The 20,989-nt window shown below is 65.5% G+C and carries 23 protein-coding genes, 1 tRNA gene and 1 pseudogene; 16 read left to right on the top strand and 9 right to left on the bottom strand.

Annotation, left to right across the window (positions count from 1 at the left end; all coding sequences use genetic code 11):
• Positions 1-9: 9 nt before the first annotated feature.
• Complete coding sequence (gene pyk / locus ACTU6U_RS06130) at positions 10-1,458, top strand: pyruvate kinase (RefSeq protein WP_443468272.1); 1,449 nt, start codon at positions 10-12, stop codon at positions 1,456-1,458.
• Positions 1,459-1,507: 49 nt separating this feature from the next.
• Here the strand turns inward: pyk and ACTU6U_RS06125 are convergent.
• Positions 1,508-1,593 (bottom strand) — tRNA-Leu (locus ACTU6U_RS06125).
• 102 nt (positions 1,594-1,695) lie between these two features.
• Between ACTU6U_RS06125 and ACTU6U_RS06120 the strand changes: the two genes are divergently transcribed.
• Genes ACTU6U_RS06120 through ACTU6U_RS06110 form a run of 3 tightly spaced genes read left to right on the top strand, consistent with a single transcriptional unit; the run spans position 1,696 to position 2,719 of the window.
• Positions 1,696-2,316 (top strand): ANTAR domain-containing response regulator, encoded by a 621-nt coding sequence (locus tag ACTU6U_RS06120; protein WP_298036184.1) that lies wholly within the window; start codon positions 1,696-1,698, stop codon positions 2,314-2,316.
• Positions 2,313-2,507 (top strand): hypothetical protein, encoded by a 195-nt coding sequence (locus ACTU6U_RS06115; protein WP_443468271.1) that lies wholly within the window; start codon positions 2,313-2,315, stop codon positions 2,505-2,507. Before ACTU6U_RS06120 ends, ACTU6U_RS06115 begins: the two co-directional genes overlap by 4 nt.
• Entirely contained in the window at positions 2,507-2,719 is a 213-nt protein-coding gene (locus ACTU6U_RS06110) for a GNAT family N-acetyltransferase (RefSeq protein ID WP_443468270.1), read from the top strand. The genes ACTU6U_RS06115 and ACTU6U_RS06110 overlap by 1 nt, the downstream gene beginning before the upstream one ends.
• A 4-nt stretch (positions 2,720-2,723) precedes the next feature.
• Here ACTU6U_RS06110 and ACTU6U_RS06105 read toward each other — a convergent pair whose 3' ends face one another.
• Positions 2,724-3,128, bottom strand: a complete 405-nt coding sequence (locus ACTU6U_RS06105) for a hotdog fold thioesterase (RefSeq protein WP_443468434.1) — start codon at positions 3,126-3,128, stop codon at positions 2,724-2,726.
• Positions 3,129-3,188: 60 nt separating this feature from the next.
• On the opposite strand from ACTU6U_RS06105, the gene polA reads away from it, so the two are divergent.
• Complete coding sequence (polA, locus tag ACTU6U_RS06100; RefSeq protein ID WP_443468269.1) at positions 3,189-5,822, top strand: DNA polymerase I; 2,634 nt, start codon at positions 3,189-3,191, stop codon at positions 5,820-5,822.
• A 34-nt stretch (positions 5,823-5,856) separates the two neighbouring features.
• Entirely contained in the window at positions 5,857-7,536 is a 1,680-nt protein-coding gene (locus ACTU6U_RS06095; protein ID WP_443468268.1) for a DUF885 domain-containing protein, read from the top strand.
• Between the two features lie 124 nt (positions 7,537-7,660).
• Here ACTU6U_RS06095 and ACTU6U_RS06090 read toward each other — a convergent pair whose 3' ends face one another.
• Positions 7,661-7,837 (bottom strand): hypothetical protein, encoded by a 177-nt coding sequence (locus ACTU6U_RS06090; protein ID WP_443468267.1) that lies wholly within the window; start codon positions 7,835-7,837, stop codon positions 7,661-7,663.
• Positions 7,838-7,944: 107 nt separating this feature from the next.
• On the opposite strand from ACTU6U_RS06090, the gene ACTU6U_RS06085 reads away from it, so the two are divergent.
• Positions 7,945-8,589, top strand: a complete 645-nt coding sequence (locus tag ACTU6U_RS06085) for a DUF2510 domain-containing protein (RefSeq protein ID WP_443468266.1) — start codon at positions 7,945-7,947, stop codon at positions 8,587-8,589.
• A gap of 35 nt (positions 8,590-8,624) precedes the next feature.
• Here ACTU6U_RS06085 and ACTU6U_RS06080 read toward each other — a convergent pair whose 3' ends face one another.
• Positions 8,625-9,380: a hypothetical protein gene (locus tag ACTU6U_RS06080; protein ID WP_443468265.1), complete on the bottom strand. Its 756-nt coding sequence runs from the start codon at positions 9,378-9,380 to the stop codon at positions 8,625-8,627.
• Between the two features lie 61 nt (positions 9,381-9,441).
• On the opposite strand from ACTU6U_RS06080, the gene ACTU6U_RS06075 reads away from it, so the two are divergent.
• Both ACTU6U_RS06075 and ACTU6U_RS06070 read left to right on the top strand, forming a co-directional pair.
• Positions 9,442-10,047, top strand: coding sequence for a hypothetical protein (locus tag ACTU6U_RS06075; RefSeq protein ID WP_443468264.1), 606 nt, complete (start codon positions 9,442-9,444; stop codon positions 10,045-10,047).
• Positions 10,048-10,229: 182 nt separating this feature from the next.
• Complete coding sequence (locus ACTU6U_RS06070) at positions 10,230-11,087, top strand: DUF8453 domain-containing protein (RefSeq protein WP_443468263.1); 858 nt, start codon at positions 10,230-10,232, stop codon at positions 11,085-11,087.
• Between the two features lie 194 nt (positions 11,088-11,281).
• Here the strand turns inward: ACTU6U_RS06070 and ACTU6U_RS06065 are convergent, their stop codons facing one another.
• From ACTU6U_RS06065 to ACTU6U_RS06045, 5 genes are all read right to left on the bottom strand, one after another.
• Positions 11,282-11,566 (bottom strand): hypothetical protein, encoded by a 285-nt coding sequence (locus tag ACTU6U_RS06065; protein WP_443468262.1) that lies wholly within the window; start codon positions 11,564-11,566, stop codon positions 11,282-11,284.
• A 119-nt stretch (positions 11,567-11,685) separates the two neighbouring features.
• Positions 11,686-12,600 carry a hypothetical protein gene (locus ACTU6U_RS06060; RefSeq protein WP_443468261.1) on the bottom strand — a complete coding sequence of 305 codons (915 nt, stop codon included), beginning with the start codon at positions 12,598-12,600 and terminating at the stop codon, positions 11,686-11,688.
• A gap of 382 nt (positions 12,601-12,982) precedes the next feature.
• Positions 12,983-13,603 carry a hypothetical protein gene (locus ACTU6U_RS06055; protein WP_443468260.1) on the bottom strand — a complete coding sequence of 207 codons (621 nt, stop codon included), beginning with the start codon at positions 13,601-13,603 and terminating at the stop codon, positions 12,983-12,985.
• Between the two features lie 420 nt (positions 13,604-14,023).
• A complete protein-coding gene (locus ACTU6U_RS06050) occupies positions 14,024-14,413 on the bottom strand; it encodes a hypothetical protein (RefSeq protein WP_443468259.1) in 390 nt (129 codons plus the stop codon).
• On the bottom strand, positions 14,410-15,912 hold the full coding sequence (locus ACTU6U_RS06045; protein WP_443468258.1) for a recombinase family protein: 1,503 nt from the start codon (positions 15,910-15,912) through the stop codon (positions 14,410-14,412). The genes ACTU6U_RS06050 and ACTU6U_RS06045 overlap by 4 nt, the downstream gene beginning before the upstream one ends.
• A gap of 11 nt (positions 15,913-15,923) precedes the next feature.
• Between ACTU6U_RS06045 and ACTU6U_RS06040 the strand changes: the two are divergent.
• The 7 genes and pseudogenes from ACTU6U_RS06040 to ACTU6U_RS06010 all read left to right on the top strand — a co-directional run.
• A pseudogene (locus tag ACTU6U_RS06040) lies at positions 15,924-16,070 on the top strand (DUF885 family protein); the annotation flags it as partial.
• 6 nt (positions 16,071-16,076) lie between these two features.
• Positions 16,077-17,102 carry an LLM class flavin-dependent oxidoreductase gene (locus ACTU6U_RS06035; protein WP_443468257.1) on the top strand — a complete coding sequence of 342 codons (1,026 nt, stop codon included), beginning with the start codon at positions 16,077-16,079 and terminating at the stop codon, positions 17,100-17,102.
• A complete protein-coding gene (locus ACTU6U_RS06030; RefSeq protein WP_443468256.1) occupies positions 17,099-18,448 on the top strand; it encodes an MFS transporter in 1,350 nt (449 codons plus the stop codon). The genes ACTU6U_RS06035 and ACTU6U_RS06030 overlap by 4 nt, the downstream gene beginning before the upstream one ends.
• 35 nt (positions 18,449-18,483) lie before the next feature.
• On the top strand, positions 18,484-19,236 hold the full coding sequence (locus tag ACTU6U_RS06025) for an SGNH/GDSL hydrolase family protein (protein ID WP_443468255.1): 753 nt from the start codon (positions 18,484-18,486) through the stop codon (positions 19,234-19,236).
• Entirely contained in the window at positions 19,233-19,859 is a 627-nt protein-coding gene (yczE, locus tag ACTU6U_RS06020) for a membrane protein YczE (RefSeq protein ID WP_443468254.1), read from the top strand. Before ACTU6U_RS06025 ends, yczE begins: the two co-directional genes overlap by 4 nt.
• Positions 19,856-20,599, top strand: a complete 744-nt coding sequence (locus ACTU6U_RS06015) for a formylglycine-generating enzyme family protein (RefSeq protein WP_443468253.1) — start codon at positions 19,856-19,858, stop codon at positions 20,597-20,599. The genes yczE and ACTU6U_RS06015 overlap by 4 nt, the downstream gene beginning before the upstream one ends.
• A 129-nt stretch (positions 20,600-20,728) precedes the next feature.
• On the top strand, positions 20,729-20,989 hold the full coding sequence (locus ACTU6U_RS06010) for a DUF6458 family protein (protein ID WP_443468252.1): 261 nt from the start codon (positions 20,729-20,731) through the stop codon (positions 20,987-20,989).

Here is a 20,989-nt window from a genome sequence, read left to right as displayed (position 1 = left end):
AGAATTCTATTGAGACGCGCGAAGATCGTCGCCACGCTGGGCCCGGCAACATCCAGCTATGAGAATGTCCGAGCCATCATCGAGGCTGGGGTTGACGTTGCCAGACTGAACCTCAGCCACGGCGACTACACCGTCCACGACGCGAACTACGCGAACGTACGCCGTGCTGCGGATGACGCGGGCAAGGCAGTCGCCATCCTCGTGGACTTGCAGGGCCCGAAGATCCGCCTCGGCAAGTTCGAGGCGGGCCCTTACGAGCTCGCCGAAGGTGACATCTTCAAGATCACCATCGAGGACATCGTCGGTAACCGTGAGATCTGTGGCACAACGTTCAAGGGTCTGCCTCAGGACGTCAAGCCCGGTGATTTCCTGTTGATCGACGACGGCAAGGTGCGCGTCGAGGTCGTCGAGACCGACGGAACCGTCGTCACCACGCGGGTGATCGTCGCCGGCGCGGTGTCGAACAACAAGGGCATCAACCTGCCCGGCGTCGCCGTGAACGTTCCGGCCCTGAGTCAGAAGGACGAGGACGACCTTCGCTGGGGTCTGCGCACCGGCGCCGACCTCATCGCGCTGTCGTTCGTGCGCAACGCGGAAGACGTCACGCGGGTGCACGAGATCATGGCCGAAGAGGGGGTGAAGGTCCCTGTCATCGCCAAGATCGAGAAGCCGCAGGCCGTCGACGCGCTGGAAGAGATCGTCGATGCCTTCGACGGCATCATGGTCGCCCGTGGCGACCTGGGTGTCGAGCTGCCGCTGGAAGCCGTGCCGATCGTGCAGAAGCGCGCCGTCGAGCTCGCCCGCCGCAACGCGAAGCCGGTCATCGTCGCAACGCAGATGCTCGAGTCGATGATCTCGAGCCCTGTCCCGACGCGCGCTGAGACCTCCGACGTCGCGAACGCTGTGCTTGATGGCGCAGACGCTGTGATGCTCTCTGGTGAGACCAGCGTGGGGGAGTACCCGATCGTGGTCGTCGAGACCATGGCGCGCATAGTGGAGTCCACAGAAGAGCACGGACTCGAACGAATTGCGCCACTGACGACCAAACCGCGCACGCAGGGTGGCGCGATCACTCTCGCAGCCCTCGAGGTCGCCGAGTTCGTCGACGCGAAGTTCCTCTGCGTGTTCACGCAGTCCGGTGACAGCGCACGTCGTCTGTCGCGACTGCGCTCGCGCATTCCGATGCTCGCGTTCACGCCTGAGCCCGGCATTCGCCGCCGCATGGCACTCACGTGGGGCATCCGCTCGACACTGGTCGAGTCCGTCCAGCACACCGACATGATGTTCCTGCAGGTCGATGAGTATCTACTCAAGAACGACCTCGCGAAGGAAGGGGACAAGGTCGTCGTGATCTCCGGTTCCCCTCCCGGCATCGTCGGCTCGACGAACGATATCCGCGTGCACAAGGTCGGGGATGCCGTCAACGGCGCAGCTCCGATCTACAAGGCCGGCGCGTAGAAGTCGAAATACGAAGAGGACCACCCCATCGGGGTGGTCCTCTTCGCGTTGGTGCCGGCGGTGGGACTCGAACCCACACGTCCTTTCGGACAAAGCATTTTGAGTGCTCCGCGTCTACCATTCCGCCACGCCGGCGCGGATGTCGCGTCTACGACTTTAGCGCAGTGTGGAGCTTGTTCCGTGCGACCACGGGCGTGTGCGGCGGGCACTCACCGGGCGTCCCCTAGAATGGGTACTGTGACCGAGCAAGAACTGTCTGAGCAGCCCACGGCATCCGCCCCCCGACGCGTTGTCGTCGCTGAGGACGAATCGCTGATCCGACTCGACATCGTTGAGATCCTCCGCGACAACGGCTTCGATGTCGTCGGTGAGGCAGGTGACGGCGAAACGGCTGTTGCTCTTGCCACCGAGCTTCGTCCTGACCTCGTCATCATGGACGTCAAGATGCCGCAGCTCGACGGAATCAGCGCCGCGGAGCGCCTGCACAAGGCGAACATCGCTCCGGTGGTGCTGCTGACCGCCTTCAGCCAGAAGGAGCTCGTCGAGCGCGCAAGCGAGGCCGGCGCACTGGCTTATGTCGTCAAGCCGTTCACGCCGAACGACCTGCTGCCTGCGATCGAGATCGCACTGGCCCGCCATGAGCAGATCATCACGCTCGAAGCTGAGGTCGCCGACATGGTCGAGCGCTTCGAGACCCGCAAGCTGGTCGACCGCGCCAAGGGCCTCCTCAACGAGAAGATGGGCCTCAGCGAGCCCGAGGCCTTCCGCTGGATCCAGAAGGCATCAATGGACCGTCGCCTCACGATGCAGGACGTCGCCAAGGCGATCATCGAGCAGCTCGCGCCCAAGAAGGCGTGACCGATCTCGGAGGCGGCATCCGCCTCCGACCGCTCGAACCAGGTGACGGCGTGGCTCTCGCCGCGTCCTTCATCCGGAATCGCGTGCATCTTGCGCCGTGGGATCCCCTCCGAGATCAGGCATTCTTCACTGGGAGCGAGCAGGAGAGACTTGTCGCTTCGCTCCTCACTGATCGGGATGCTGAGGGCTGATGACGCGTGCAATCTCGTCAGCGATCGAGCACGCGGCAGCCGTTCTAGAACTTCACCGCCTGCAGGCGGCGACGCTACTGCACAACGCTGCGTCACAACGCGTACTGGCCGCCAATGGCTTTGAGCGCATCGGGATGGCACCGAAGTATCTGAGAATCTCGGGGGAGTGGCAGGACCACTATCTGTTCCAGCGCATCCTCAGAGGCGCCTGATCTGTCAGGCGGGCGCGTCCTTCACCAGGTTCGTGATGCGGATGGTGGAGCAGCGCCGATCCTGATCGTCGGTGACGACGATCTCGTGCACCATCACGCTTCGACCCAGGTGAATCGGGGTGCACACGCCGGTGACGAAACCCGACGTCGCAGAGCGGGTGTGCGTTGCATTGATGTCCAAACCGACAGCGAGTTTGGTGGGACCCGCGGCCAGATTCGCGGACATCGATCCGAGCGATTCACCGAGCACGACGTATGCGCCCCCGTGCAGAAGCCCGACAGGCTGTGTGTTGCCCTCGACCGGCATCCTTGCGACGGTGCGCTCAACCGAGAACTCCAGGAATTCGATCCCCATCTTCTCGGCCAGTGCGCCCATCCCGCGCTGGCCCACCCACTCCAGTCCGGTCATCTGGGTTTCGGTCACGGATCCTCCTCAGCGAGTGTCTGCCGTCCTCGTTAGGCTGTGAGAGTGACGGACACCGCAAAGCCTACCCTCATGGTCGTCGACGGCCATTCGCTCGCATACCGTGCGTTCTTCGCACTTCCTGTCGAGAACTTCACGACGAAGGACCACCAGCACACCAACGCGATCTACGGCTTCTTGTCGATGCTCGTGAATCTGATCAAGGCTGAGAAGCCCTCGCACCTCGCGATTGCCTTCGACACGTCGCGTCACTCGTTCCGCACGGACGAGTACCCGGAGTACAAGGCGACACGTTCCGAGACTCCGCAGGAGTTTCGCGGGCAGATTCCGCTTCTGCAGGAGTGCCTGTCCGCCATGTCGATCCCAGTGCTCACCAAAGAAGGCGTGGAGGCCGACGATATCCTCGCAACTCTCGCGCACCAGGGCTCCGAAGAAGGCTATGAAGTGCTCGTCGTCTCGGGTGACCGCGACACGATCCAGCTTGTGAACGACAAGGTGACGCTGCTGTATCCCTCCGTTCAGGGGGTCTCGCAGCTCAAGCGCTACGATCCGAATACTGTGCAGGAGCGCTACGGCGTTCGGCCGGAGCAGTACCCCGATATCGCGGCCCTCGTCGGTGAGACGAGCGACAACCTCCCCGGCGTTCCGAAGGTGGGGGAGAAGACCGCGGTCAAGTGGTTGACGCAGTTCGGCACTCTCGATGACCTTCTGGCCCGCGCCGAAGAGATCAAGGGCGTCGTCGGCGGAAATCTGCGCGATCACCTCGAAGATGTGCGCCGCAACCGTCGACTCAACCGGCTGCTCACCGATGTCGAACTTCCTCTGGCTCCGGCCGGTCTCGCCGTCTCACCTCCTGATGTGCAGGCGATCCGCGATATCTTCGCGCGCCTCGAGTTCCGCACTCTGCTTCCGCGGGTCTTCGACGCGATCGGCGGCGAAGAAGAAGCGGCATCCGCCGAGCCGACCATCGACCTGCCCGTGCCGATGGAGGGCAGCGTCGCAGAACTCGCCGAGTGGCTCGACACGCAAGACGGGGAGCTCGCGCTGACTGTTGTCAGCCACGGGGGTGAGGTCACCCGCATCGGGTTCGCCAACCTCACTGACCTGCGCGAGACCGACTGGTCAGCAGACGCTGCTGCAGCGCTGCGCCCCTGGTTGGAGTCCGACAGCCCCAAGGTGCTCAATGATGCAAAGGCGCAGGTCAAAGCCCTGCTCAGGGCAGATGTCCGGCTCGGGGGGCTTGCGTACGACACGCTGCTCGCGGGTTGGCTGCTGCGTCCGAGTCTTCCCGATAAGACGCTCTCGCACCTCGTGGATCGCTACCTCGGCGAGAAGCTCCCTGTTTCCGACCCGTCGCAGCTCGTCCCAGAGACTGATGGCGCTACGCCCTCTCAAGAGGCGTGGTTCACGCTGCGCACTGCTGCGGCGTTGCGTGACGATCTGCCCGAGTCTGTGGCATCCGTCCTCGTCGATATCGAACTGCCGACCCTCACGACGCTCGCCGACATGGAGCTCGCTGGTGTGGCCGTATCCCACGAGGTGCTGTCGACCTTCTCCGCTGAGCTCTCCACGCGCACCGATGGCATCGCCACCGAAGCGTTCGCGCTCGTAGGACGAGAGTTCAACCTCGGCTCACCGAAACAGCTGCAGGAAGTGCTTTTCGAAGACCTGCAGCTGCCGAAGACACGCAAGACGAAGACCGGGTACTCAACAGATGCCGCCGTTCTCGCCGATCTTCAGGAGAGCAACCCGCATCCGTTCCTCGACTTGCTCCTGCAGCACCGTGAGGCGACGAAGCTGCGTCAGATCATTGAGTCACTCGACACGGCGATCAAAGATGACCACCGCATCCACACGACGTACGTGCAGACAGGCAGCCAGACCGGACGGCTCTCCAGCACCGACCCGAACCTGCAGAACATCCCCGTACGCACCGAGGAGTCGCGCCGCATCCGCAGTGCGTTCGAGGTCGGCGAAGGGTACGAGACCCTGTTGACTGCGGACTACTCGCAGATCGAGATGCGCATCATGGCGCATCTGTCAGGCGACGAGGGGCTCATCGAGGCGTTCAACAGCGGCGAAGACCTGCACCGCTTCGTCGGTTCGCGCGTCTTCGGAGTCGAACCCGCCGATGTCACTTCCGCCATGCGCACGAAGGTCAAGGCGATGTCGTACGGCCTGGTCTACGGCCTCAGCGCCTTCGGCTTGTCAAAGCAGCTGCGCATCGAACAGTCTGAAGCGAAGCAGCTCATGCTCGAGTACTTCGCTCGCTTCGGCGCGGTGCGCGACTACCTCCGGGCGTCCGTCATCAAGGCGAAAGAGGTGGGTTACACCGAGACGATCTTCGGGCGACGCAGGCCATTCCCCGATCTCTCGAGCCCCAACCGCGTTCTCCGAGAGAATGCCGAACGCGCAGCGCTCAACGCTCCCATCCAGGGCAGCGCCGCCGATGTCATGAAGATCGCACTGTTCCGCATCCACGCTGACCTCAACGCCGCCGCGCTGCGCTCACGCGTGCTGCTGCAGATCCACGACGAACTCGTTCTCGAGGTCGCACCAGGGGAGTGGGATGCCACAGAGCAGATCGTGCGCACCCGCATGAACGGCGCCGCCGATCTCTCGGTTCCACTCGATGTGCAGGTCGGCCGCGGACACGATTGGAACGAAGCCGCTCACTGACCACGACGGCGTGTGCGCGGCTACGCTGATCATCATGACGGATACCCCGCGCACACCCACCGCGATCGACAAGGTTGCCGAAGACTGGGTCGACACGCTGACAGGTCTCAATCCGACTCTCGGCACGTACATCGGCCGGGATGCCGGTAATGACCGCTACTCGGATCTGAGCCCAGAAGGACACGAGCGGTATATCGCCGCGGTGCGCAAGGCCCGACGCGACCTGGCCGCACTCGACCCGACTGATGCCGTCGACGACGTCACCAAGACAGATCTGTTGAGTGAACTCGATCTGGAGGTCGAGTTCGACGATGCGCAGTGGCACCTTCGTGACCTCAATGTCATCGAGTCCGCTGCCCAGGATGTGCGTCAGGTATACGACCTCATGCCCACTTCCACCGTCGCGGATTGGGAGACCATCGCGAAGCGACTTTCGGCGATCCCTGACGCCCTGAGCGGGTATACCGCGACACTCCGTGAAGGCCTCGCGCGCGGCGTCGTGCCCGCACGTCGCCAGGTCACCGAGGTTGCCGGTCAGATCCTGCGCTATGCCGCCGACGACGGCTTCTTCGCGTCCTTCGCGAACGGTGCTTCGCTCGACGATGGAGCGATCCCGGAATCGCTGACGCGCGACCTCGCCCGAGGCACGACTGCGGCGAGAGAGGCATACGACGAGCTGCGCGCGTTCCTGACCGGAACGCTGGCACCAGCAGCATCCGATATCGACGCGGTGGGCCGCGATGTGTACGCGCTGCACTCCCGGCGATTCCTCGGCGCAAAGATCGATCTCGACGAGACCTATGAGTGGGGACGCGAGGAGCTCGCCCGCATGGTGACCGAGCAGACCGCCATCGCGAACGAGATTCTTCCCGGCTCGACCGTTGAAGAGGCCGTCGCCCATCTCGAAGCAGACCCCGCACACAAGCTCTACGGCACCGAAGCGCTCCAGAAATGGATGCAGGAGACCAGCGACCGCGCTGTGGCAGAACTGGCCGCCACGCACTTCGACATCCCGGAGAAGATCCGCACGATCGAGTGCATGATCGCTCCCACCCAGGAGGGCGGGATCTATTACACCGGGCCAACCGATGATTTCTCCCGTCCAGGTCGGATGTGGTGGTCGGTACCAGAAGGCGTCACCGAGTTCGACACGTGGCGCGAGCTGACGACGGTCTATCACGAAGGTGTCCCTGGACATCATCTGCAGATCGCGCAAGCGGTCTACAACCGCTCGGAGCTGAACTCCTGGCGGCGTCTGCTCGCAGGCACGTCAGGACATGCCGAAGGCTGGGCGCTCTACGCCGAACGGCTCATGCAGCAACTCGGCTACCTCGATGACCCCGCCGATCGCTTGGGCATGCTCGACGGTCAGCGCATGCGCGCCGCCCGTGTCGTGCTCGACATCGGCGTGCATCTCGGCAAGGGCCGTCTGGACGGCACCGGAGTATGGGACGCCGACTATGCGCTGGACTTCATGCGCCAGAACGTCAATATGTCGGACGAGTTCGTGCAGTTCGAGGTCAATCGCTACCTCGGGTGGCCGGGGCAGGCGCCTTCGTACAAGGTGGGTCAACGGATTTGGCAAAACATAAGGGATGATTACGCCGCTCGGCAGGGTGCTGCGTTCTCTGAGAAGGCCTTCCACAAGAAGGCTTTGGACCTCGGAGGCGTCGGGCTGGACACGCTCCAGACCGCCATGCTTGGGACCGCCTAGGACGAAAGCGGAGACTCGCTCGCCGGTGGCCAAGCGCATCCCGTGTGCGGTCGTGTAATCGCAAGAAGGCCCCTGCTTCTCGTCGTCACGATGAGGGGGCGGGGCCTTGGTTTGCTGTTTGAGGTCAGGGGGTGGCAGCGGCCAGCCCGTCGGCGAGGCCCGCGGCGTATGCAGCGCGGGCTGCGGCGTTGGTGTCAGTGCCGTCGGCGGTGAGGGCGGCGGGATATCGTCGGAGCGCCGCCAGCTCGGGGTAATCGACGGTCTCGGATGCGAAGGTGAAAGCGTCGGGCTTCGTGGTCATGATGGTCTCCTTGGCCGGTCGGGGAACCTTGCAGGCTACCGCAGTCGGAGGCGGCGCGGTCAAGCTCGCGTAAATGAGCCGTGAGCTTGTCCGCTAGCATCGCGATTGTGACGACACCTCCTCCTCCCGGTTGGTATCAAGACCCCGAGACCCCTGGCCGCGAACGGTGGTGGACTGGGGTGGCCTGGGGTCCGCAACGTGACGTGACGCCGAACGTCGCGCCAGCAGTCGCGAGCGCCCCGGTGTACCTGGGCGAGCCGTTCACCGGAGCCGCTCCCGCACCACAGAAGAAGCGCGGGTGGTGCGTCGTCGTCGGCATCGTCGTCGTCGTCGTCATCGTGTGGGCCATCGTCGCGGGGGCGAACGCGAGCCGTTCTGAGGCGGAGAAGACTAGCGCCGCGTGTAGGACTGCGGTAGTGACTGCGCTCCAAGAGGAGCGGGCGCTGTATGCGAACCATCCGTTGCACAACACGGAGATACCGGGGCTTGATGCCAGCGCCGATGAGCGGGCGAACTACGATGCCCTGCAAGCTGACGAGGAGGCGCAGTGGACGGCGATTTACGCGCCGATTTACTCGACCTGCGAGAGCCCTGCGGATTGGTGGGCTGCCGCGAAGGAGTACCCCGGCATTGCTGGGGTGACTGACGCGGACGCTCTCACGCCGGAGAGTCTAAAGAACTGGTGCACGGGGAGCGAGACTCAGCCCGCTTGCATCGGGATTGACGAGTGGCTCGCGACCGATCCGAAATAGCCTCACGCGCGCGAGACTTGATCAAGGGCTAGGCCCTAGATCGGTGACGCCGCGGGCGGGTCCGCCTCGGCGGGATTACCCTCATCGAGGTACGCGAGGAACGCGCGGCCTCGGGTCGAGACGCGGCTCTGAAACATCGCGTCCGCGGTGACTGTCGGGCGGAGCACGCGAGGTGAGACATTTGCGAGGTCGAGACGTTCTAAGTCCGAAAGCGCGGCCTCGACGGACCCCGAGAGCGGGATACCCAAACTGCTGAGTGCGTGCTTGAGTGGGCCGTCGGCATTGCCTGAGGCGACGTTCTTATACGTGCTGAGAAGGCCGTGATGATCGAGCCATGCGCGCGGATCGGCGAAGTATGCCAGGAGCCAGATGTGGAGGTCGTCTAGTTCAGTGATTAGGCGGAGGTTGCTTTCGCGCTCGGCGCGAGAGGGGGCATTGGGATCGAGTGCGGATACGGCGGCGCGGGCGAGGCGCTGCCGTTTGGACGTACTGGCGGTTTCGGCGGCCGCGCGACGTGTGCGGGCGAGCGTGGCCAGGAACTCGTCAGAGTTGACCACGTCGGCGACGGTGAGGGTTTCGTCGGCGCGTTGGGCGAGGCGCTGGAGCGCGCCAACGATGGCCGTGTCGAACTCGTTGCGGCGCTCGCGCTCGCGCGTGGCGAGGGCGAGGTCAAGTACGCGTCCGGCAACCGGTCCGATGAGGGGGATGGCGTCCAGTGCCATGCCCCCGACGGTGGCGAGGGTGTCCTCGGCTGGTTCGTGAGGCGGGATGAGCGCGGACAAGTCGGGCATGACCTGAGCGTATCGGGAGGCGGCGCGTCGGACAGTCGCCATCACTCGATAGCATCGGCTCATGTCAAAGGTGCAGGTGCTGTTTGATCCCTGGCAAGGCTCGGGCGACCGCCCCGACGTTGTCCCCGTCGAGGTCACAGGGACGGATGGCGAGGGCTTTCTGGGTGCGCTTCGACGATCGGTCGACGTGCCGTCGGACGGCGCGTTGCTCGTGGTTCTGAACGAGTCAGAACCGGAGCCGGAGTATGAGTGGCGCTCCTTCGCGCTTATCGGCGAGGAGGTGACGCTCGGCGACGTGCGCAAGTTCGCCGCGGGTGAGACCGTGAACATCTCCGTTCGGGCCATCGGCGGCAGCTTCATCATGACCCTGCTGGAGTGGGTTGGTGCCGGTTTGACTGCGAAGGAGGTCCTCGTATGGTCGTTAGACGCGATCAAAGCTCGCGTCTATAGGCGACAGCGAGCAGCGGCTCAGGAGTGGCTCCTCACGGGAAGTGCGGCAAGGCCGCCGATGGAACTCATGCAGGCCGTGAAGACTAATCGGGAGTGGGACCTCACCGAGGCGCGGGCAGTATTTGGCCTAGATGACGGCGACCTCGGGAGACTGTTCCGTTCAGCCGACTACAGCTACACTCCGGGCACCGGATGGGTCGAACAAGCGCACGAGTAACCCGTCAGGCGGGGTCGGCGAGTGGGTAGTAACTCTCAGCGAGCTCTCGGTGTTTAAACCCTGGGACTCGCGCGCACTGTCAGACGCTATGCCCCTCCGGGCGGGGAGACGACGGGGGCGGGGGAGTCACCCCCCAGGGCGGCGAGCGGTCGAGTGTCCGCGCATCCCGCTAACTTTGGGACATGGGTAACGGGTGGTGGAACGTGGAAGGGTGGCCGACGGCGAGCGAGTGGTCAGCGCTGTGGGGTTTGGCTGCTGTAGTTCTTGCTGGACTTGCGGGCTGGGTTGCCGTGAGCCAGCTCGGTGTCGTCGTCGCGGAACGTGAAGAGCGTGACCGCCCGCATCTGGCGATCGACTTTGAGTTTCGAAGCGTGCTGGTCTTGATCGCTCTCCGCAATCTCTCCGGGAAACTCGCGACCAACGTGAGGATGACGGCGTCGCCGCCCATCGTGTCGTCTCACAGCGAGAACTTCACTGGCAAGCTCGGAGCGGTGTTCGGCGGTCAGGAGAAGATTGCGCAGCTCGCGCCTGGTCGCAAGATGGCGTGGTTCTTCGATCGTGCGCCGGATCGACTCAACTCATCGTCGTTGCCGAAGCGGTATGAAATCACCCTGACTTATGACGACCCTTCTGCTCGTGAGTCCGGTTGGTTTGGACTGCTGCGGCTCAAGCCTGTACCGAAGACGTATACGGAGGTGTTCGTCCTCGACCTATCGCAATATGGCGAAGCGGCGGCGGAGCAGGACTACGACAACAAGATGTGGAACGCGGCGACTCGCAATGAGCGCAGGCTTGAGTCGATGAAAGGTTCGTCAGCGACGCTGGCTGGCGGGGTCAGCGAAATCGCCAGTATCTTGCAGACCGCGTTGAGTGGTTCGCAGCCTCTGGGGTCGAACGTCACTGAGGAAACCCCTGTTTTAATGCCGCTCGACGAAAGCGAGGCTGACGACGAGGCCGTTCTTGCTCGTGACGCTGGTATGCGGCGTATGGGCGCGCCGCGGTTGCGCCGGAGTAAGGCGGTTGGTTCGCGTCAGCGATGACGGACAGGGGCTAAGGCCGCCGCCCGTCCAAGGAGACAGAGGCGGGCGGCGGCAGCGAGAGCGTCGTCGCCCTCGGTGTGCACCATGCCGATAAGCCGGTCGGCTGCGCACTCACTCGCGTCGGGACCCAAACCCGGCCAGTGCACTCGCGGAGGTGAAAGGACACAGAAAGCCCTACCGCGAGCTGCTCTGCGTCACTCGGTGGCGTTGTCCGCGAACTGAACGTGTCGCGCGAGGGCGGTCAGCGGGAAGTAGACGGCCATGCCCGCCTCGGCGAGAAGCGCGACGCCAGCGGCGGGGATGTCGTGCGACGCGGCGACCTCGGTGACCCCAGCGAGGTTCCCCAGAACGGCCTCGGCGGCCATGGCGTGCGCGAGAGGGGCGAGGATCGTCGGGTCGGCTGCGGCGAAGAAGCCCAGCGCGTCGGTGTCGTGGATCAGTGTAAGGACGCGCTCAGCGCGCGGGTCAGAGTTGCTCATGGTGGGGCCTTTCGGGCAAGAAATGAAGGGGCCGCTCGGCTGTGTAAACGGGCAGAGCGGTAACGATGGTGAGGGCGGCCCCGGCGTGTAAACGCCAGGGCCGCCCGTTGGGGTGGGGGCTACGCTGCGTCGGCAACGATGCGGACCGCGCCGCCGTGCTCCAGGAGAGTCACGGTGCCGTCCTCGTTGTCCACGGGCAGCGGCATGGCGGCCACGGCGGCGAAGGTGGACACGAGCGAGCGGTCAGCAGCCACGCTGCTGTCGTAGTCGTTGATGACACGGGCAGCGAAGCCAAGGCCGCGCTCGTTCTTGTCGTCCACGGGGGTCACGATGGAAGCGCCGTAGGCAGCGCCCTGGGGGACCATCGGGGCGCGGGCCACGAGCGTGAAGGCGGTCGGGATGAAGCAGACGGCGTCCGTCGCGGCCAGGCGCGTGGACTCGATCACCTCGAAGCCCTTTACCTTGCCGTCGGTGTCGAAGCCCTTGGCCTCGGCGTCCAGGAGGTCGGCGTAGATGTCTGCGCCGACGGCAGCCCGAAGCGGGACCGAGTCGGGAACGCCGTTGAGGCGGAGCTGGCGGCGTGCTGCGGTGAAGGCCTTGGCCGGGGCTGCCGGGTCGTAGGTGATTGACGCGGCGGCGGGTGTCGCGGTCAGGGCAGCGGCAGTCAGCGCCTCCACCTTGGCGGCGATGGCGCGGGCCTGAGGTGCGAGCACGTTCTGGGTGTACTCGCTCAGGTTCAGGCTCAGGTCGCCCTCGCTCAGGATGGCGAGGTTGTACAGGTGGTCCTTGAGCTGAACGTTGATGCTCTGCTCGGTGAGGGTGTCGGACACGAGCGCCGTGGTCGTGTCGTGGATGCCCTTGGTGCGGGTCGCGATTGCCGCGGGGACACGGACGCGGATGGTGTCGCCCGTACCCGGCGCGAAGTCGGCAGCCACGTCCGAGCTGATGAGGCTGGCGAGGTTGAAGTCACGGCCCGCGAGCTTGGCGGCGAGCTTGGCGACATCGGTCATGTCGTGGAGGAAGGCGTTAGCCATGAGTTAGCTCCTATGGAGTTCGGGGTGCGCCCGAAGTCGGCGCGAACGATGGAGGGATGACCGGCGTAGGGCTTTGCCCATGTCGTCGGGGGTGACCACGGTCGGGGCCTTGCCCAGGTGGTCGGCGGAAGCTGTCGGCGCGTCATGGACGCCCTCTGGAGGGCGACGACGGGGCCGCGAGGAGTGGGACATCGGAGGCCCGGAGGACGCCGCGTGGGGTGCGTGCCTTGCACACGACTCAGACGGCGGCGCGGATGCCGGAGCGGTCCGCGGAGGTGTTGCTGGAGAGGGTGACCGTTAGACGGTCGTTGACGCTCGGGAGCGTTAGGGACCCCGGCATGGCTGCCGAGGCCCCTACATATGGAGTAGCTGCCCGAAACGGCTACAAGGCGGCGAGGATGGCCTCGGCGCGTGCCTCGGCGGCCCGCTCCGCGGCGAGGAAGTCGGCGTCCTCCAGGACGAAGACGCCGCGAGCGCGAGCCGAGATGCGGGCTGCGCGCACGGCCTCCTCAAGGCAACCGCGCCGGATGTCGGCGGCCTCGCGCTCGGCCTGGCGGCTGCGGCTTGCGCGGCTGCCGTCGGACTCCCAGACGGTCGCGCGACCGTGGGAGCCATGGGACGGTCCGACCCGAGTCAGGCCGAGGTCGCCAAGGGTGGGCGGGGCTGCGTCGTCGGTCTCCGAGGGGTAGAAGTCGGCGACCGTGGCGAGGCTGCTCTCCAGGTCGGTTCTTCGTGCGGCGCGCTCGGCGTCCCGCCCGCGGAGTCGCTGGCGAGTGCGAGCCGCGTCGGCGGCCAGCTCATCGGCTGCGGTGTGGCGCTCGCCCCCGGTCGGTTGGGGTGTCGCCGGGGTCTCTGCTGCATGTCGGCGAGCGCGGGCGGCTGCTGCTCGGTCGGCGCGTCGGCACGTCGGCGAGCATGTCGCCGGGTGCCGTCCTGGACCGGTGCGTGGGACGGGACTCCCGCATGAGCGACATCTAGCGGGGAAGACAGTGGTGGAGGGCATAGCGAACCTTTCGAGTGTCGGGATGGGAGACCGTCTGAGACGTTGAGTTGCTCAGGCGAGGCGACTAGGAGTGCGCCTGGAGCGCCAGACCTGATCAGGGACGCCGGGGTGCGCTGGACACGGACGCGTCGGAGACACCGAGGGTCGCTGCGGAGACATCGGGCGAGCGGCAGGTGCTGGCCAGCCTGATCGGAGAGGCCAGTCGGGGCCGGATGCCGGGATCATGACGAAGTGACGGAAGTTTCGTCATTTCTATATCCGCTTTAGAGGAGAGAGAGCGCTCGAAGGTGGATAGGGAAATGACGATTTGAGCGTCATATCGTCATGGGGCCGTCCCCGGCGTCACCTCCACCGAGGCGGAGTACGTCGGGCACGAAAAAGGCCCCCAGTGGTGTGCTGAGGGCCAGGCAGGGGATGGCGCTATCGGATCTCGCTCCTGGCGAGAGCGGCCTCCAGGGCGACCACGCCAGCCTCGTCCCCGGCGTCGATCAGGGCTACAGCGGCGGTGATGTCGGCGAGTTGCGCCGGGGTGGTGGCCGGGTTCTCCTCGGCGTAGTGGGCGGAGTCCAGGAGGCCACGGACGTACATGGAGAGGGAGACCACCTCGCCGCGTTCGGTGACGATGTGTCGGAACGCTGCGAGGTCGGTGAGGGCTGTCTCCAGGGCCGCGACCTCCGCGGCCTCGTCGCGCCGGAGGAGGACGACGGCAGCGCGGAGAGCGTCGGCAAGGTGGGAGGGCGTGGAGTGGCGTACTGCGGCGTCCTCGGCGCGGGTGATGAGGGCGGCGGTGGTCATGCGCTCGGTAGTCATGCTGCTGCCTCCTCTGCGTCGGGGATGAGGTCGGGGTTCAGGTGCGTGGCTACCAGGTGCCAGACCTTGATGCGATCAGCGCCGCGTCCGGGCTGGACTTGGACCGCGAGGAGTTGCTGGAGGGCATCCCGCTGCCGGTCGATGTCCATGGCCTCGATGGCCTCCACGACGCGGGGGAGGACCTCGTGGATGACGTGCTTGGGACCCATCGGGACGCCGGAGGACAGGATCAGCTCGCGGGCCATCTCGGCCAGGGCGACGGAGGAGGTCCTGGCCGCCCTGGCAGCGTCCAGGGCGGCCTCAACCTCCATACGCTCGTCACGGAGCGTCAGGAGCCGCGCGCGGGCTGCCTGGGGGCTTACCAGGCCGTCGTCGCGGTCGGCCATGGTGGCAGCCACGGCGGTCTCCAGCTTGTCTAGCTGGGCGATCAGCGGGGCCACGCTCGGGGCGTCGTCGCCGCGGAGCGCTGCGGGGGTCGTCGTGAGGAGCGCCAGGGCCATCTCCTTGCGTAGGCGGTCGTTCAGGATGGAGGCCTTGATGCTGGCGTGAGGCGTGCCGGAGGTGTCGATGAAGCGGCTGTGGTTGTTCAGGGTCTTGACCTGGCAGGTGAAGTATCCGGCGTGGTTGCGGAGGGTGTTGGGGCAGTCCTCCACGCCACAGGCCACGAAGCCGCTGGCCAGGTGCTTGCGCCCGGGGCCGGGGGAGGTGCGGCGCTTCTCGTCCATGAGGATGGCGCGGACCTCGTCGTATAGCTCGCGGGAGACTATGGGGGTGACCTTGTCGGAGGGCAGCGCCTCCTCGCCGACGTGGACGTATCCGGCGTAGGAGGGGTTCAGGAGCATGTAGCGGAGGCGGGAGTTACCCCAGCCCGCGCCAGTGCCCCCCGGGACCTTCTCGCGCTGGAGGTCGGCGACGATGGAGCGGATGGATGCGCCGGAGGCGACGGCCTCGAAGCATCGGCGGACGGTGGCGGCCTCGTCGGGGCGGGGGACCAGGCCTCCCGGCTCGTAGCCGTAGCGGCGGCGTCCGCCGTGAGGTACACCCTCCTCAGCGCGCTGCGCATTGGCTCGGCGGTGACGTGCCCCCTTGCGCTCGATTTCGGAGCGGGCGACCGCGGCCTTAACGCGCGCGAACATCCGCCCGCCGTCGGTCGTCAGGTCGGCCTCGCCGTTGGTGGTGACGATGGCCAGGCCGGTCTCCTGGGCGGCGTCGATCCAGTCCTCTAGCTGCCGGGGCTGGCGCGTGAGGCGGTCCAGGTCGTAACACACGATGGCGTCGAAGTGGCGCGCCTGGTAGTCGGCCACCATGCGGTCGTAAGCTGGACGCCGAACGTTGCGCTTGGAGGCACTGATGGAGTTGTCCTGGTACGGGTCACCCGCTTGGACCCAGCCCCGCTCTCGGATGACGGCGAGGGCGTCCTGGAGCTGGCGGTCCACGCCCTTCTCCTCGCCGGTCTTGTCCTCTGAGATGCGAAGGTAGATAGCGGCCCGTGTTGTCATTTATCTATCGTAAGTTCCGTCAGCGGATCTGGGAGCAGGTCCGCGATGCCTGCCGTGCAGAGCAGGGCGAGGCCTTCGACATCAAGGAGTTCCATAAGCGCGCGCTGGACCTTGGCGGGGTCGGCCTCGACACCCTCCGCTCTGCCCTGGTGAAGTAGGGCGCCATGAATCTTGAATTCGGTCTCGACACCTTCGGCGACATCACCCGCGGCGCCGATGGGGAGCTTCTGACAGCTGCCCAGACGATCCGCAACATCGTCGCGCAAGCAGAACTCGCGGACAGCGTCGGCGTCGATTTCTTCGGCGTGGGGGAGCATCATCGCGTCGAGTTCGCGGTGTCAGCTCCTGAGATGGTGTTGGCCGCGATCGCCGCGCGTACCGAGCGCATCCGCCTCGGCACCGCCGTGACGGTGCTCTCGTCGGATGATCCGGTTCGAGTGTTCGAGCGCTTCTCGACCCTCGATGCGCTCTCATCGGGGCGCGCAGAAGTTGTGCTCGGCCGGGGTTCGTTCACGGAGTCCTTCCCGCTGTTCGGATTCGAGCTGCGTGACTATGAAGCGCTCTTCGAGGAGAAGCTCGAACTCTTCGTCGAGCTCTTGAAGGAGCAGCCGGTGACCTGGTCTGGAACGATGCGGGCAGACCTGGAGAATGCAGACGTCTTCCCCAAGACCGAGGCGGGGCTGCGCACCTGGGTGGGCGTCGGCGGCAGCCCGGAGTCCGTCGTGCGCGTGGCGCGCCACGGTCTGGGTCTGATGCTGGCGATCATCGGCGGACCTGCCGAGCGTTTTGTGCCGCTCGTCGAGCTGTATCACCGTGCGACTTCGACGTTCGGGACACCGCAGCATCAGATCGCCGTTCACTCGCCCGGCCACATCGCACGCACCGACGAAGAGGCGTGGGATGCCGCGTACAGCGGGTTCGAAGCGATGAACAACACCATCGGAAGAGAGCGCGGCTGGCCGACCTACAGCCGCGCACGATTCCAGAACGACGTCGGCCCCGCCGGCGCGATCTACTCCGGCGCTCCCGAACGGGTGGCGAACAAGATCGCCGACACCATCCGCACACTCGGCATCAGCCGATTTGATCTGAAGTACGCCACGGGCACACTCGGTCATGATCAGATGATGCAGAGCATCGAGCTCTACGGCACCGAGGTCATCCCGCGTGTTCGTGCGCTGCTGTCATGACCGGCCCGTTGCCCAGCAGAGCGAATCTCGCTGCTCGCCTCGATGATCTGCCGTTCACTCGGCGGCACGCGCGCCTGCTGACGGGGTCAGGGCTCGGGTGGGCACTGGATGCGATGGATGTCGGTCTCATCTCGTTCATCCTCGCCGCGCTCACCCAGCAGTGGGATATCAGCAAGGCAGAGAGCGGGTGGATCGCGTCCGTGGGATTCATCGGGATGGCGCTCGGCGCCAGTCTCGGCGGCCTGCTCGCGGACCGGTTCGGGCGGCGTCAGGTCTTCGCCATCACCCTTCTGATCTACGGCGCGGCCACCGGCGCAAGTGCCCTGGTCGGCGGGGTGGCGATTCTGCTGGTGCTGAGGTTCTTCGTCGGTCTCGGGCTCGGCGCCGAGCTCCCGGTGGCATCGACGTACGTGAGCGAGTTCGCACCGGCGCGGATCCGCGGACGGCTGATCGTGATCCTTGAGGCCTTCTGGGCAGTCGGCTGGACGGCAGCAGCGCTGATCGGCTACTTCGTCATCCCTCTCTCTGACGACGGGTGGCGCTGGGCGTTCGCGCTCGGCGCGATACCCGCGGTGTACGCTCTCGTGGTTCGCTGGGGTCTGCCGGAGTCGCCGCGTTGGCTCGCATCACGGGGACGGATGGGTGAAGCCGAGCGCATCATCGAGAAGTTCGAAGCGGATGCCGGGGTTGTGACGCCACCCACCAAGATCCCCGACTCGCCGGGGCGGATGCTCGCCATCACGGCGAGTGCTCGGTTGCAAAAGCTCTGGTCGGCTGAGTTCCGCACGCGAACCCTGTGCCTGTGGCTGGTGTGGTTCTGCGTCAACTTCGCCTATTACGGGGCGTTCATCTGGATCCCCAGCATTCTCGTGGATGCGGGGTACGATCTTGTCCGATCCTTCGGCTTCACGTTGGTGATCACGCTCGCTCAGCTGCCAGGCTACGCGGTGGCCGCCTGGCTCATCGAAGTGTGGGGGCGCCGGGCCACGCTCTCGGTCTTCCTCGTCGGCTCCGCTGTCTCGGCGGTGTTCTTCGGCACAGCGAGCGGGGATGCGGCGATCATCGGATCCGGCATGGCGCTGTCCTTCTTCAACCTCGGCGCATGGGGTGCGCTCTACGCGGTCACACCGGAGATCTATCCGACCTCGATGCGCGGCACGGGATCGGGGTGGGCGGCCGGTGTCGGACGGATCGCATCGATCATCGCGCCGTTGCTCGTTCCCGTCGTTCTCGGGCTCGGCGGAGCCCCGATGCTCTTCGTGGTCTTCGCACTCTTCTTCATCGTCGCGGCCGTGGCCGCGTGGGGCCTGGTCGATCGACGCGGCCAGTCTCTCGATGACCGATGACGTGACAGGCCGCACGACGGCAATAGGCTGAGTGAGTGGCTGATGTGAGGTTCGTAGCGATCGGGGACTCGTTCACCGAAGGGGTGGGCGATGAGCTGCCCGATGGACGAGTGCGCGGCTGGGCAGATATCGCAGCGCAGGGCTGGGCGGACGCCGCAGGCCATCCCATCCAGTATGCGAACTTCGCAATCCGCGGCAAGCTCGCCTGGCCCATCATCGAAGAGCAGCTGGAGCCGGCACTCGCACTGAGACCGACACACTTGTCGTTCAACGGCGGCGGCAATGACATGCTCCGCCCACGTACGAACGTGGAGCACATCGCCGATACCTTTTCACGAGTGATGCGGCGCTGTGATGAGCAGGGCGTCCGCGTGATTCTGCTCTCCGGTGCGAACCCCGCGGGCCAGCTTCCGATGGGGTCGCTGATTCAGCGTCGCGGTGACGAGCTCTCGGCCGCAGTGCTGCGCCGAATCGCGGACCGTGATGACGTGGTCCGCGCATTGAACTGGCCCGACCGCGAGCTGTCTGCCGGCGCCTATTGGTCTGAAGACCGGCTGCACATGAACACGAACGGACACCACCGCGTGGCAGCGCGGGTGCTGCATGCGCTGGGCTACGAGCCACCAGCCGAGTGGTGGGCGCCGAGTTCTGCTTCGAATGGCCCAGCGGGTCTCGCGTACTACCGTCAACATGTTGGTCCGTGGATGAGGCGGCGCATCACTCGCACATCGTCGGGAGATGGGCGTGCCGCGAAGTATCCGACGTGGGTGGAACGGGCGCCTCAGTGAGCTCCGTGCGCGGTCGGCGGCTTCCACGCCGGATCGTGCAGCTGCTGATCGGCCTGTTCCTGTACGGGATCGGCATCGCCTTCATGGTGCGCGGTGAGATCGGTGCTGCGCCATGGGATGTGCTTTCCCAGGGGATCGCGTTGCACGTGCCGCTGTCATTCGGCGTCATCACCATTCTGACGAGCGTGGTGGTGCTCATCCTGTGGTTGCCACTGCGTCAGAGATACGGCGTGGGTACGATTCTGAATGCTCTGCTGGTTGGCCCTTCTGCCGACGTCGGGCTCCTGCTCATCCCTGTCAATCAGCCGCTGTGGCTGCGGATCGGGTTCTTCGTCATCGGACTCTTCGTCTTGGCTGCCGCGACGGGGCTGTACATCGGCGCGCGCTTCGGTCCCGGCCCGCGTGATGGACTGATGACAGGTCTCCATGCCCGCACTGGGCGGCCGATCTGGCTCGTACGCACCGGCCTTGAGATCATCGTGGTGGCAATCGGCTGGGCTCTGGGCGGCAACGTCGGGATCGGAACCCTCGCATTCGCGTTGCTCGTCGGTCCGCTCTGTCAGTTCTTCATGCGCATCTTCGACGTGAAACTGCCAGAGGGTGCGAAAGCGCAGGAGGAATGACCGATATCGAGATGGCCCGTCTCCCGGGCGGAAGCGTCACTCTCAGCGACGCACGTCGAAAGACGCGTCGGACTGTCGATCTCGAACCATTCGAGATCGGTGTGTATCCGGTCGCCGAGGAGCAGTTCTCGGAGATCCTCGGGGTCGCCGGCCAGCATCCTCGCAGGCCCGCGACGGGTCTCAGTTGGCTGCGTGCCATCCGTTTCTGCAACGCAGCATCCGAGTGGGAGGGTCTGGATTCGGCCTACTCGTTCGATGGAGAGCAGATCGCCTGGCGTGTCGACAGCGACGGCTATCGCCTGCCGACGGAAGCAGAGTGGGAGTACGCGTGTCGTGCAGGTTCTGTGGGACCCCACTATGGCCCGCTCACCGAAGTCGCGTGGACTGCGGCTGACGGGGTGACCTCCCCACAGAACATCGGAGGGAAGCTCCCGAATCTCCACGGGCTGTTCGACACGCTCGGCAACGTGTGGGAGTGGTGCTGGGATCTTCTGGATCCTGCCCGCTACGACGAGTACCGGGTCTTCCGGGGTGGGGGATACGCCGACGACGCCTGGAGCGTCCGTGCGTCTGTCCGACGCGGGGGAGCGCCCCGGATGCACCATGAGGATGTCGGGATGCGGCTGGCGCGAGGTGGCTTCGACAGCGTGGACGCTGCGCAGGGATGGTCGGCGGCAGCCGATCAAGAGCGAGCGTCGGGCAGCGGTCGGCTGCCGTCAGGGTGGACACCGCGCCGCTGACCGCACAGCAGTGCCGAGTGCCCTGTCATGTCAACCCGTTGCTGAGCATTCGAATTACTGCGATCATCGAGTTCTCGCAGGGTTGCGACCCTGGATGAGTGCCCACCTGCGGCACTGGAAGGGATGACGATGAGCATAGGTACCGGAATCGCCCTGTTCGTGATCGGCGCGATCCTTGCATTCGCAATCAACATCGAGGTGTCCTGGGCAAACCTGGACCTGATCGGATACATCCTGATGGGTGCAGGCGCCGTCGTCTTCATCATCGGTCTGATCCTCGTCGCTCGACGTCGGCAGACGAACTCCGTCACGCGTACCGCCGTCGGCCCCGGGGCTGGCACGCAGACGACTCGCCGGTCGACGAGCGCACCGGACGACACATCGCTCTAG

This window comes from Microbacterium zouquanmingi (assembly GCF_052266695.1).
Lineage (GTDB): Bacteria > Actinomycetota > Actinomycetes > Actinomycetales > Microbacteriaceae > Microbacterium.
The sequence above is the reverse complement of the archived record's forward strand: the minus strand, read 5'-3'. Positions and strand labels throughout refer to the sequence as shown.

Bases quoted from the DNA above. Each gene is read 5' to 3' on its own strand.
- ACTU6U_RS06110 (WP_443468270.1), top strand. From the start codon at position 2,507: ATGACGCGTGCAATCTCGTCAGCGATCGAGCACGCGGCAGCCGTTCTA.
- ACTU6U_RS06105 (WP_443468434.1), bottom strand. From the start codon at position 3,128: ATGACCGGACTGGAGTGGGTGGGCCAGCGCGGGATGGGCGCACTGGCC.
- ACTU6U_RS06095 (WP_443468268.1), top strand. From the start codon at position 5,857: ATGACGGATACCCCGCGCACACCCACCGCGATCGACAAGGTTGCCGAA.
- ACTU6U_RS06090 (WP_443468267.1), bottom strand. From the start codon at position 7,837: ATGACCACGAAGCCCGACGCTTTCACCTTCGCATCCGAGACCGTCGAT.
- ACTU6U_RS06080 (WP_443468265.1), bottom strand. From the start codon at position 9,380: ATGCCCGACTTGTCCGCGCTCATCCCGCCTCACGAACCAGCCGAGGAC.
- ACTU6U_RS06075 (WP_443468264.1), top strand. From the start codon at position 9,442: ATGTCAAAGGTGCAGGTGCTGTTTGATCCCTGGCAAGGCTCGGGCGAC.
- ACTU6U_RS06070 (WP_443468263.1), top strand. From the start codon at position 10,230: ATGGGTAACGGGTGGTGGAACGTGGAAGGGTGGCCGACGGCGAGCGAG.
- ACTU6U_RS06065 (WP_443468262.1), bottom strand. From the start codon at position 11,566: ATGAGCAACTCTGACCCGCGCGCTGAGCGCGTCCTTACACTGATCCAC.
- ACTU6U_RS06060 (WP_443468261.1), bottom strand. From the start codon at position 12,600: ATGGCTAACGCCTTCCTCCACGACATGACCGATGTCGCCAAGCTCGCC.
- ACTU6U_RS06055 (WP_443468260.1), bottom strand. From the start codon at position 13,603: ATGCCCTCCACCACTGTCTTCCCCGCTAGATGTCGCTCATGCGGGAGT.
- ACTU6U_RS06050 (WP_443468259.1), bottom strand. From the start codon at position 14,413: ATGACTACCGAGCGCATGACCACCGCCGCCCTCATCACCCGCGCCGAG.
- ACTU6U_RS06045 (WP_443468258.1), bottom strand. From the start codon at position 15,912: ATGACAACACGGGCCGCTATCTACCTTCGCATCTCAGAGGACAAGACC.
- ACTU6U_RS06035 (WP_443468257.1), top strand. From the start codon at position 16,077: ATGAATCTTGAATTCGGTCTCGACACCTTCGGCGACATCACCCGCGGC.
- ACTU6U_RS06030 (WP_443468256.1), top strand. From the start codon at position 17,099: ATGACCGGCCCGTTGCCCAGCAGAGCGAATCTCGCTGCTCGCCTCGAT.
- ACTU6U_RS06015 (WP_443468253.1), top strand. From the start codon at position 19,856: ATGACCGATATCGAGATGGCCCGTCTCCCGGGCGGAAGCGTCACTCTC.
- ACTU6U_RS06010 (WP_443468252.1), top strand. From the start codon at position 20,729: ATGAGCATAGGTACCGGAATCGCCCTGTTCGTGATCGGCGCGATCCTT.